This is a genomic window from Vibrio sp. TMPB1044 (assembly GCF_030442075.1).
Taxonomy (GTDB): domain Bacteria; phylum Pseudomonadota; class Gammaproteobacteria; order Enterobacterales; family Vibrionaceae; genus Vibrio; species Vibrio satsumensis.
The window spans coordinates 51764-63637 of record NZ_JAUJED010000020.1 but is presented as its reverse complement, the minus strand read 5'-3'; the positions used below and the strand labels follow the sequence as shown (position 1 = coordinate 63637).

The following is an 11874-nucleotide window of genomic DNA, read 5'->3' as shown; positions in this document are numbered from 1 at the left end:
TACATCAAAGGAAAGTAGTACCCAATTTATGTTTAGATTCTATCGTAAGCAGAAGTTTAAGCGCCTTCAAAATACCCTAATGCTGGCATTTCTTGTCCTCAGTATTACCCCAGTGACACTTATCGCGATGTTTTTCCTCCAATCGCACAGTCAGGATCTCCAGGAACAAAGCACCTCACACCTTGTTTCGGTTCGTGATACTAAGCAGCAGCAAATTGTCGATTACCTACAAGCCCAAGAATCCCAAGTGATGGGCTTTGTTCGCTCAGAATTGGCCAATGCCAGTGGCGGGCGATTTTATGGTTTGATCAATGCTTTCCAACGATTGGGGTTAGATATTGACGAGGCACGCAGTAATGCGCAGCAACGCTACATTCAGGGATCTGGCGATCAAATCAAAACGTCGATTCTTCCAGAGTCCAGTAGCTTTATTGGCAGCGAGCGTTATCGACTACTTCACAAGCGCTACCATAATGCTTACCTAGAGCTGCTTAAACGCTCTGATTTTGACGATATTCTCTTGGTTGATATCAACGGTAACGTCGCTTATTCCGTCTTTAAAAATGATGATTACGGCACCAACCTGCTGACTGGAAAATACAAGGACTCCAACCTAGGTATTACCTTTCAACGACTAGCGAAAGACGTAACCGACCGACGCAAATCTAACGAAGATTACACGCCGGTTATCGTTTCTGACTTTAAAGACGAGAACGGCAAGCAGACCGCATGGCTAGGCGCACCTATCGTTCAACAGGGCTACCTACACAGTTACGCGATGTTTAGATTGCCAATCAACGGCATTACTAAGCTGATTGCGGATCTCAACAAGAGTTCGAATATTCAAACACTACTTGTGGGTGATGATCACCTGCCGCGTAGCCTTGCTCATTCACAAGAATCTATCAACTTAAGCTTAGATGTTGTCGATAAAGCATTGGCTGGCGAAACAGCGGTTGGCACCTTCGACAACACCCTGAATCAAGCGATCATCGCAGCCTATACACCAATTGAACTCAAGTACGCGACTTGGGCTCTTGTTGTCGAGCTTCCGGAGAAAGAGGCATTTGCCCGTATTCATCAGTTAGAAAAGATCTTCGTGATAGTGATGTTAACCGCGATCATTCTGGTTGTTGTCGCATCGCACTATCTGTCTAACTTCATCACCTCACCGCTACTTAAACTGACGTGGGCAGCCGAGAAAGTTTCTGCGGGTGATCTTGATGAGACGATGATCAATACCGAACGTAAAGATGAAATCGGTCGTTTGGCGGTAAGCTTTGAACGAATGCAGCGCTCTATTCGTGAAAAGATGCAGTTGATCAAAAGCCAAAATGATGAGCTTGAAGACAACCTCAAGACCATTCAAAAGCAAAATGAAGAGTTACAGCTGGCTAACAAACTCAAAGATGAGTTCTTAGCGACCACCTCTCACGAGTTGAGAACACCACTGCATGGCATGGTTGGTATCGCTGAAGCACTGATATCAGGCGCGAATGGTCCTATTCCGGCTAACCAGAAGTACCAGTTAGATATCATCATCAATAGTGGTCAAAGATTGGCTACGCTGGTTGATGACCTGCTTGATTACCACAAGATGCGTTACGGCAGCTTGGACATTAAGAAGTCAGCCGTTGATTTGTCTGCAGCCACCAGCTTGGTCCTAGAGTTGTCTCATCACCTGTTGGGCAATAAGCCAATCCGTATTATTAACCAAGTGCCAAGTGATTTAGGGCTGGTTTCATCGGATCCTCAACGACTTGAGCAAGTAATGTATAACTTGGTCGGCAATGCCATCAAGTACACCTCAGAAGGTAAAATTGTTATCTCTGCCAGCGTTATCGACGACAACATTCGTGTACAAGTTGTCGATACTGGCCAAGGTATTCCAGCCGAGTATCTTGAACACATCTTTGAGCCATTGATTCAAGCAGGACAAGATGCGAGTAACTACCGCCAAGGTGCTGGGCTTGGATTATCGATCAGTCGTCAGTTAATTGAGTTAATGGGCGGTTCGCTGTACGTAAGTAGCCAGCCAATGCTTGGCACTACGTTTAGCTTTACCCTGCCCCTAGCTACTCAAGATGAGCTGGACAGTTACAACGAATCAGGTCACTACTCGCACTTCCAAGCACCTGATTTAATTGATAACAGCCAACAAGAAAACAGTGTTATCAGTGAAAACCCAGATGGTCCGTTACTGGTTATCGCCGATGATGAGCCGGTTAACCTGCGAGTATTAGACAGCTTCTTGAAGTTAGAAGGTTATCGAGTACGTACTGCATGTGACGGCCCTGAAACCATCGAGTTAATTGAAAAAGAGAAACCGGAACTACTGCTGCTCGATATAATGATGCCAGGTATGAGCGGCTATCAGGTTTGTGAAGCACTGCGTAAGCAATACGATCATGCTCAATTGCCAATCATCATGCTAACGGCACTCAACCAAGCAGAAGACCGTGTTCGAGGTTTCGAAGCGGGTGCCAATGACTACTTATCCAAACCGTTCAATAAACAAGAACTGGCGGCTCGAATAACAGCGCACCTATCAGCAAGTAAAGCCGAACAGAGGCGCCTTGAAAACGACCAACTGCAACTTGAGCTCAAACACCGAGCCATGGTTGAAGCTAATCTGTTGGAAACTCAAGGACGATTGCTAGAGCAGTTAGAATCGGCACCAGAGGCCATTATCTGTATTCGTGATGACCAACGTATTCGCTTTGCTAACGAAGCGGCAGCGAAGCTATTCAGGCGCGGTCAAGAACAACTTAAACGCTCAATGGCTGACGAGATCATCGCACCTAAATACCTTAAGGTGGAACAAGCACACTACTGCGGTGACATTGATATCTATATAGATGACACACGTCAGCGCATACCAAGTGACATCCTTAAGCTACCTGAAGGCTCAGGGCTCGACACCATGTATATCTTTAATGTAGGCGGTGGCGTTAACTCAAACCGTATTAATAACCTTGAGACCGCTGTTGAAGCGCTTTCTAGCTATGCATTTGAAGGTGATAAGGACAAACTGCAACAATTGAAAGAACTCGGTGGTGAGTTTACTCGTCTTGCAGATAAAGCCACTGGAGAAGGTAAAAACAAGCAAGAGTTAATGCGTGAGGTCTTAGTCGATGCGATGACTAATGCCATTATCTACTGGGAATCGGTGACTGGTGAAACCAAATTTGCTTTCGCCGAGAAGAGTGGCTTGTGGCGTGTCTACTTAGATCGCAGTACGTTGCAAACTCGAACGCTAGACAAATACCTACGCGTCGAAACCTTACCAAAAACACCTCGCTGGCGAACGGTATTGAGTTCTATCGAATTCATACTTGAGCACTGTAAAGAACAAACACCAGAGAGGACGCATATTGAGATGCTAAGGGATAAACTGCAGAAACTCTTGACCAGTTAAACCTGAACCAATACCTCCTTATTAGCCCACCTAGCGTGGGCTTTTTTGTGGGTATCATTCGTAATCAAAACACAAGAATGTCCATTCAAATACACTTCTTTCACGGTGTTAAACAAGCAAAATGACACGTTACTCAAGCTTAAACAATCACCTGCTCAATCGCTATTTAGAAGCTTATTCTTGGCTGAATTTCACAGTTCTCCGACTCTTTGTTGCAGTTTGAGAAGCGAGTCACAACAGAACGGCAGATTTAATTCTCTAGGGAAATTTAACGTAAAACTGGCAAGTGACCGAGATCTACAATTACATCAGCACACCTTAAGGCATTATAAAAAAAGGCTAAAAGAGTAAGTAAGCACTAACATTATGATGCCATTGCAAAATCAAATGCGAGTCACATCACCTTAACAATTGCGCACAAAAAACCACCAAACCACCCATTTTTGACGTTAATGACGTGGAGTTAAGTATTTTTAACGTTTTTGACGGGAAACGAGTTTGATTAATTCATCGATAAGGTGTTTTCTTACTCCTGCCAAAGGCCTACAGGCCACTCTTACCACTTCTCAGAATCAACGATGAATCTGGAGCAACGAAGAAGAGGTAGGCCTTTAACCAGAGTGTGTATCTACTAAACAATTTAGCGACAGATAACATTCAATCCATTAGTGAAATGAAAGCAAATAGTAAGGAACAGCTATGCTTGCCAATATAAAAAAAACAGCAATAGCAACAGCAATTATTGCAACTGCTACAACAGGTTTTGCATCAGTAGCAACTGCTGCAGAACGCAGCGAACTGACCGTTCACCCGAAAGAGTACACTACATTCGTACGTAACTTTAACCCGTACCTTGGTGCTACTAACCTACATACTACAACTGACTTCATGTATGAGCCGCTAGTAGTATTTAACGAAATGCACGGTAACACTCCAGTGTTCCGTCTAGCTGAAAACTTCAAGATGTCAGATGATCTGATGAGCGTTGTTTTCGACATTCGTAAGGGTGTTAAATGGTCTGACGGAGAAACTTTCTCTGCTGATGATGTTGTTTTTTCTTTCAACCTTGTAAAAGAGAAGCCAGAGCTTGACCAATCTGGTATCAACTCTTGGGTAACTTCTGTAGAAAAATTGAACGACAACCAAGTTAAGTTCACTCTAACAGAAGCAAACTCAAACGTACCTTACGAGATTGCTAAAGTACCTGTAGTACCTAAGCACATCTGGAAAGACGTTAAAGATCCATCAACGTTTACCAATGAGAACCCGGTAGGTTCTGGTCCATTTACAGAGATCGATACGTTTACAGCGCAACTATACATCCAGTGTGCAAACCCGAACTACTGGGATGCAGACAACCTAGATGTTGACTGTCTACGTGTTCCACAAATTGCGAACAACGACCAATTCCTAGGTAAAGTTGTAAACAGTGAAATGGACTGGACGTCTTCTTTCGTACCAGATATCGATCGTACATACGCAGCAGCTAGCCCTAAACACCACTACTGGTACCCGCCAGCAGGTACACAGGCATTCATCGTTAACTTCAAGCACCCTGATGCTGCGAAGCATGAAGCATTGAGCAACGTTGACTTCCGTCGTGCTTTCTCTATGGCTCTTGACCGTCAAACTATCATCGACATCGCATTCTACGGTGGCGGTACTGTGAACGATTTCGCATCGGGTCTTGGCTACGCGTTTGAAGCTTGGTCTGATGAAAAAACTCATAACAAGTACAAAGGCTTCAACACATACAACGCTGAAGGCGCGAAGAAGCTTCTTGCTGACGCTGGCTTCAAAGATGTAAACAAAGATGGTTTTGTTGACACTCCATCAGGTAAGTCTTTCGAACTAATGATTCAATCGCCAAACGGCTGGACTGACTTCAACAACACAGTTCAACTAGCGGTAGAACAGCTGAACGAAATCGGTATTAAAGCGAAAGCTCGTACACCTGACTTCTCTGTTTACAATCAAGCAATGCTTGAAGGTACATACGACGTAGCATACACAAACTACTTCCACGGTGCGGATCCATACACGTACTGGAACAGTGCTTACAACTCATCACTACAATCTGGTGATGGTATGCCTCGTTTCGCTATGCACTTCTACAAAAACGACAAGCTAGATGGTCTTCTAAACAGCTTCTACAAAACAGCTGATAAGAACGAGCAGCTAGACATTGCACACGGTATTCAGCAAATCATCGCTGCAGACCAAGTGACAATCCCTGTGATGTCTGGTGCTTACATGTACCAATACAACACAACTCGCTTCACTGGTTGGTGGAACGAAGAAAATCCAAAAGGCCGTCCAAACATTTGGGCTGGTATTCCAGAGCGTCTACTTCATGTACTGGACCTAAAACCAGTTAAATAAGTAATCGTTCAATCCTTGCGGCGTAACCTCTTACGCCGCTTATAAAAATCCCCACACTCTCAATTGAAAGTATGGCGCTAGTCGTCAGGGGATTTTTCGTTCCAAATTTCGCTAGGAGCGACCTGAATCCAGAAACAGGGAAACAATCTGGGTGAGTAAGGTGTGAGTTATGGGTTATTTTTTAAGACGTTTGTCATTTTATTTTGTCGCGCTATTAGTTGCTGCGACGTTAAACTTTATTATTCCAAGAGCAATGCCTGGTGACCCCGTTACCATGATGTTTGCGAACGCTTCTGTACAAGTTACTCCAGAGCGTATTGCTGCAATGAAAGAACTATTAGGCTTCGTTGATGGCGGTCTACTGGTTCAATACGTAGCGTACATGAAGAACATTCTTAGCTGGGAACTTGGTACATCAATTCAATTCTACCCACTTTCTGTAAACACACTGTTGGGTGGAGCATTCGGTTGGTCGCTTTTCTTAGCAGGCACTGCAGTTATTCTTTCTTTCTCGATTGGCTCAATCCTAGGTATTTTCGCAGCGTGGAAACGCGGCAGTAAATACGATGCCTTCGTAACTCCAGGGATGCTGATTCTACAAGCTGTTCCTCAAGTTGTTATCGCGATGATTGCACTATTTACCTTTGCAATTGGCTTAAAGTGGTTCCCAACAGGTTACGCCTACACCGCAGGTACTATGCCAGATTGGACAAGCTGGGCATTCATTAAAGATGTCGCTTACCACGCCTTCTTACCACTGTTCTGTGCTTCTGTTGTTCAAATTGGTGGCTTCCTAGTAAACATGCGTAACAACATGATCAACCTACTAGCAGAAGACTACATCACCATGGCGAAAGGCAAAGGCCTGAGCGAAAACCGAGTGGTATTCAACTACGCAGCTCGTAACGCGATGCTACCAAGTGTGACTGCTCTTTCAATGTCTCTAGGTATGGCAATCGGTGGTCAGTTAATTATCGAAATCATCTTTAACTACCCAGGTCTTGGCAGCGTACTTTTCAACGCAATTAACGCTCGTGACTACCAAGTACTGCAAGGTCAGCTGCTTATCATGACGCTATTCATGCTGTTCTTTAACCTAGTTGCAGACATGCTTTACGTTGTTCTTGACCCTCGTCTTCGTAAGGGTGGTAAATAATCATGAAAGACTTTCTAAAACTCATTTGGCGTAACCCGATGGCCCTAACAGGCGTCATCATCCTAAGTATTTTTATTCTTGGTGCTATTGCGGCTCCATTGATCACCAAACATGTACCAGACAAACGTACAGGTAACCCACACGAATACCCTGGCTTCGTCGTTAAGTCTGCACAAACGAACCCTGACGGCTGGGTTGCTCAAAACCTAGCAGACGACCGTCGCACACTTATCATGTCTAAGAAGGCAGACCATGTACTGGGGACAACTCGTATGGGTCGTGACGTTTGGTCACAAGTGGTATACGGCGCACGTGTATCTCTGGCTGTAGGTTTTGGTGCGGGCCTTACCGTATGTTTACTAGCAACGGTTATCGGCGTTTCTGCAGGCTACTTTGGCGGCCGTGTCGATGACATTTTGACAGCCGCAATGAACATCATGCTGGTTATTCCTCAATACCCATTACTGTTCGTAGTTGCAGCCTTTATTGGTGAGGCAGGGCCACTCACCATAACCTTGGTTATCGGCTTTATGTCCTGGGCTTGGGGCGCCCGTGTTGTTCGCTCCCAGACCTTAGCACTGCGTGAAAAAGAGTTTGTAAAAGCCGCTGAAGTTTTGGGTGAATCTTCATTCCGCATCATCTTCGTAGAGATTCTGCCAAACCTTATCTCTATCGTTGGCGCAAGCTTCATCGGTTCGGTGATGTACGCAATCATGATGGAAGCAACCATCTCGTTCTTAGGTCTTGGTGACCCTAACACAATCAGCTGGGGCATCATGCTTTACAACGTTCAAACCTCTTCATCAATGCTGATTGGCGCTTGGTGGGAACTATTGGCTCCTTGTATCGCATTAACACTACTTGTAACTGGCCTTGCTCTGCTTAACTTCGCTGTCGATGAAATTGCCAACCCGCAACTGCGTTCTCATAAAGGCATGAAGCGTTGGAAGAAACTAGCGGCACAAGACAAACAAGAACGTGAACCAGAACTACCACCACAAAATGCACTTTGGAGCGGAGATAAATAATCATGTCTGAACCACTAATTTCTATCCGCAACTTATGCGTGGATTACATCACAGAGTCTGGCGATGTTCGTGCGTGTAACAACGTAAGTTTCGACATCGCTCCAGGTGAAGTATTCGGCCTAGCTGGTGAATCTGGCTGTGGTAAATCAACGGTCGCTTTCTCTCTTATGCGTCTTCATAAGCCGCCCGCTTACATCAGTGGTGGTGAGGTTATTTTCAACGGTGAGAACATCCTTGAATACAGTGATGACCGTATGCAAGCGTTCCGTTGGAGCGAGATGTCGATGGTATTCCAGAGCGCGATGAACGCACTCAACCCAGTCCTACCAATGGAAGAGCAGTTCTGTGACGTAATCATGCGTCACACCAACATGACTCGTGAACAAGCTAAACAACGTGCTGAAGGTCTACTAGAAATCGTAGATATTCACCCGAGCCGATTGAGTGACTACCCTCACCAATTCTCTGGCGGCATGCGTCAGCGCTTAGTTATTGCTATCGCGTTGGCACTGAATCCAAAGCTGATCATCATGGATGAGCCGACAACCGCACTTGATGTGGTTGTGCAACGCGAAATCCTACAAAAGATTTATGCACTGAAAGAAGAGTTTGGCTTCTCGATTCTGTTCATCACCCATGACCTGTCATTGATGGTCGAGTTCTCTGACCGTATCGGCATCATGTACTCAGGTGAGCTAATCGAAGTGGCTAACTCTCAAGATATTCTAGAAAACCCTTACCACCCTTACACCAAAGGGCTGGGAAGTTCTTTCCCTCCACTGACAGGGCCAAAGACAAAACTAGCAGGTATTCCGGGCAACCCTCTGAACCTGTTAGAGATCCCTGAAGGGTGTCGTTTCCAAGCTCGTTGTGACCGTGTACATGAAACGTGTACCAAGGTACCAACCAAGCTGCGTTCTATCGACCCGGGACATTTGTCTAACTGCCACCTGTACGGTGACCCAATAGTACAAAGGAAGCTATAGCTTGCACGCTAACTCAGCGTGAATAACGAACAAGGCGGCTCGACCACCTAAAAACAAGCAAAGCGAATAAGGATTCTGGAGACAATTATGAGCAAAGATTTCGGTCAATTATTGGTTGAAGGCAAGAATGTCGTAAAAGACTTCCCAATAAGCAGTACCACAATTCAAACCCCAATGATGCGTGCGATTAACGACGTGTCATTCAAAATGTACAAAAGCCGCGGCCTAGCAGTGGTTGGTGAGTCTGGTTCAGGCAAGTCAACAACCGCAAAAATGATCGCAAAAATGTACGCACCTTCAGGCGGCACGATCGAATACAAAGGTCGTGATATCCAAGAGATCTCAAGCAGAAAAGATCTTATGCACTACCGTGAAGGCGTGCAGATGGTATGGCAAGACCCGTTTGGTTCTTTGAACCCAACGCACAATATCTTCCACCACATTGCTCGACCGCTGTTGATCCACAAGAAAGTATCCCCGGGTAACAAGAAAGAGTTAGAAGAACGCGTTTACGATCTTTTGGAGCAAGTGGGCTTAATCCCACCAAAAGAGACGGCGCAAAAATACCCTCACCAACTCTCTGGTGGTCAGCGTCAACGTGTCAACCTAGCTCGTAACATCGCGGTAGGTGCAGAGGTCGTTCTAGCGGACGAACCAACCTCAATGTTAGATGTATCAATCCGTGCAGGTGTTTTGAACCTAATGGAAGAGATGAAGTTTGAGAAGCAAATGTCTCTGCTTTACATCACGCACGATATCGCAACCGCTCGTTATATCGCGGAAGACCTATCGGTAATGTACGTGGGACACATGGTGGAATGGGGGGATACCGATGACGTTATTGCTAACCCTCAGCACCCTTATACCCAGCTACTGGTTTCAGCGGTTCCAGATCCTAAGAAATCGATCCATGAACAACTTGCTGGCAACAAAGGTGAGATCCCTCTTTGGACGCCAGTATCAGCAGGCTGCCCATTTGCAGGTCGTTGTACTCATGCAATGGACAAATGTAAAGAGCAGCTACCAGGGGTTACGCAACTAGCTGATAACCACTTTGTACGTTGTTACCTACACGAAAGCTAAGCAATAAAATCAAGTTAGGGTCTGCGGGCCCTACCTATTTATATCCAAAACATTCAAGTACCTAGCCAATAGAAACTAGGACTGTCGGAGAATATTGATGCTGTTATTGACCAACCATATTGGCTATGAATCCACAGGCCCCAAGCAGGCAATCTTACAAACTAAGAAAGCTCGCCTATCTAGCACAACGGCTTTACTCGTCTGTGCAGACAACCATATCACTGTCGGAAGTTTTGATGTGGTAAAACAAGGCCACGTAGCAAATTGGCATCAAGGGCAATTCTTCACTATCGACTTCAGTTCAGTCACTGAATCTGGTCGCTACTATCTACGTTTTGACAACCTGCGCTCTGAAGTATTTGAGATTGCTAGCAACCTATTAATGAACCACACGTTTTCTGATGTGCTTCATTACTTTAAGTCACAACGCTGTGGCGGTATTTTCGACAAGAAAGATCGACAAGCACAAATTCTCGGTACCGACAGATACGTCGATGTCCACGGTGGATGGTATGATGCATCAGGTGATGTCAGTAAGTATTTTAGCCACCTGTCTTATGGCAACTACCTAAACCCGCAACAGATTCCAATGGTCGTTTGGAACATGCTGAAAAGCGTGCGCTTAACCAGCGACGATCCGGACTTCCCTAAATTCTCCATGACTCGTCTAACGGAAGAAGCGCTATTTGGTGCTGATTTCTTAGTGCGTATGCAAGACGCGGCTGGATACTTCTACATGACAGTATTCGATAAGTGGAGCAAAGATATCAACCAGCGCGACATCTGCGCTTATGCGACTCAAGAAGGCCATAAATCAACAGACTTACAAGCAGGCCATCGACAAGGTGCTGGTGCAGCTATCGCAGCATTGGCAGCCGCTTCTGAGCTTGAAATCTCTGGCAGCTACTCGAGCGATACTTACCTTGATACGGCTGCTAAGGGTTACTGGCACCTAAAAGAGCACAACCTCCAGTATCTAAACGATGGTGAAGAGAACATCATCGATGAGTACTGTGCCCTACTCGCAGCCAATGAACTGTATCGCGTAACAAAAGACCAGCAATACCTATCAGAAGCAAGAACTTGGGCAACTCGTTTAATTTCTCGCCAACAGTCAGATGATTCATTTGAGCACTTCTGGTCAGCGAATTCTGATGGCACTCGACCATACTTCCATGCAGCCGAAGCTGGTCTTCCTGTGATTGCGCTATGCGAATACCTCGACAACGAAACCGATGATGAATTAAAAGAACAGGCTCGCACAGTTGTTGAACAAGCTTGCCAGTTCGAAATCAACATTACCGACAAAGTCACTAACCCATTTGGCTACCCAAGACAGTACGTTAAGTCTGTCGATGGTGATAAACGTGATGCCTTCTTTGTCGCTCAGCAAAACGAAACAGGTTACTGGTGGCAAGGCGAAAACGCTCGCCTTGGTTCAATCGCAACCATGGCGTACTTAGTTCAGCCACACATTCAAGATAGCGAACTTAAAAAGCGTTTGATCCAACTTTCGCAAAACAGCCTCGACTGGATCTTGGGCCTCAACCCATACCACATGTGCATGCTCGATGGTCACGGTCACAACAACCCTGATTACCTACCACAACTTGGTTTCTTCAATGCGAAGGGCGGTATCTGCAACGGCATCACAGCTGGTTTCGAAGATGAACAAGACATCGCGTTTAATCCACCAGCACAAAAAGACGACATGCTTCAAAATTGGCGCTGGGGTGAACAATGGATCCCTCATGGCGCTTGGTTCCTATTAGCAACCGCTGCACAGTTCAACTTCTTAGCACAAAGTAAGGAGCAATAATC

7 protein-coding genes are annotated in these 11874 nt (G+C 45.5%); all 7 read left to right on the top strand.

The window, feature by feature from the left end; all coding sequences use genetic code 11:
• Positions 1-28: 28 nt before the first annotated feature.
• The 7 genes from QQ041_RS13920 to QQ041_RS13890 all read left to right on the top strand — a co-directional run bounded on the left by QQ041_RS13920 (position 29) and on the right by QQ041_RS13890 (position 11872).
• Complete coding sequence (locus QQ041_RS13920; protein ID WP_285954253.1) at positions 29-3418, top strand: response regulator; 3390 nt, start codon at positions 29-31, stop codon at positions 3416-3418.
• 699 nt (positions 3419-4117) lie between these two features.
• A complete protein-coding gene (locus QQ041_RS13915; RefSeq protein WP_060982640.1) occupies positions 4118-5800 on the top strand; it encodes an ABC transporter substrate-binding protein in 1683 nt (560 codons plus the stop codon).
• 169 nt (positions 5801-5969) lie between these two features.
• Positions 5970-6956 carry an ABC transporter permease gene (locus tag QQ041_RS13910; RefSeq protein ID WP_017633262.1) on the top strand — a complete coding sequence of 329 codons (987 nt, stop codon included), beginning with the start codon at positions 5970-5972 and terminating at the stop codon, positions 6954-6956.
• A gap of 2 nt (positions 6957-6958) precedes the next feature.
• Complete coding sequence (locus tag QQ041_RS13905; protein WP_146490646.1) at positions 6959-7984, top strand: ABC transporter permease; 1026 nt, start codon at positions 6959-6961, stop codon at positions 7982-7984.
• A gap of 2 nt (positions 7985-7986) precedes the next feature.
• Positions 7987-8970 (top strand): ABC transporter ATP-binding protein, encoded by a 984-nt coding sequence (locus QQ041_RS13900; RefSeq protein ID WP_048658172.1) that lies wholly within the window; start codon positions 7987-7989, stop codon positions 8968-8970.
• A gap of 87 nt (positions 8971-9057) precedes the next feature.
• Complete coding sequence (locus QQ041_RS13895) at positions 9058-10053, top strand: ABC transporter ATP-binding protein (RefSeq protein WP_060982642.1); 996 nt, start codon at positions 9058-9060, stop codon at positions 10051-10053.
• A gap of 97 nt (positions 10054-10150) precedes the next feature.
• The gene (locus tag QQ041_RS13890; protein WP_285954252.1) at positions 10151-11872 is read left to right on the top strand and encodes a glycoside hydrolase family 9 protein; all 1722 of its coding nucleotides are present in this window, start codon (positions 10151-10153) and stop codon (positions 11870-11872) included.
• Positions 11873-11874: the final 2 nt, after the last annotated feature.

Excerpts from the sequence above, each read along its gene's own strand:
- QQ041_RS13905 (WP_146490646.1), top strand. The coding sequence starts at position 6,959 with ATGAAAGACTTTCTAAAACTCATTTGGCGTAACCCGATGGCCCTAACA.
- QQ041_RS13910 (WP_017633262.1), top strand. The coding sequence starts at position 5,970 with ATGGGTTATTTTTTAAGACGTTTGTCATTTTATTTTGTCGCGCTATTA.
- QQ041_RS13895 (WP_060982642.1), top strand. The coding sequence starts at position 9,058 with ATGAGCAAAGATTTCGGTCAATTATTGGTTGAAGGCAAGAATGTCGTA.
- QQ041_RS13920 (WP_285954253.1), top strand. The coding sequence starts at position 29 with ATGTTTAGATTCTATCGTAAGCAGAAGTTTAAGCGCCTTCAAAATACC.
- QQ041_RS13900 (WP_048658172.1), top strand. The coding sequence starts at position 7,987 with ATGTCTGAACCACTAATTTCTATCCGCAACTTATGCGTGGATTACATC.
- QQ041_RS13915 (WP_060982640.1), top strand. The coding sequence starts at position 4,118 with ATGCTTGCCAATATAAAAAAAACAGCAATAGCAACAGCAATTATTGCA.
- QQ041_RS13890 (WP_285954252.1), top strand. The coding sequence starts at position 10,151 with ATGCTGTTATTGACCAACCATATTGGCTATGAATCCACAGGCCCCAAG.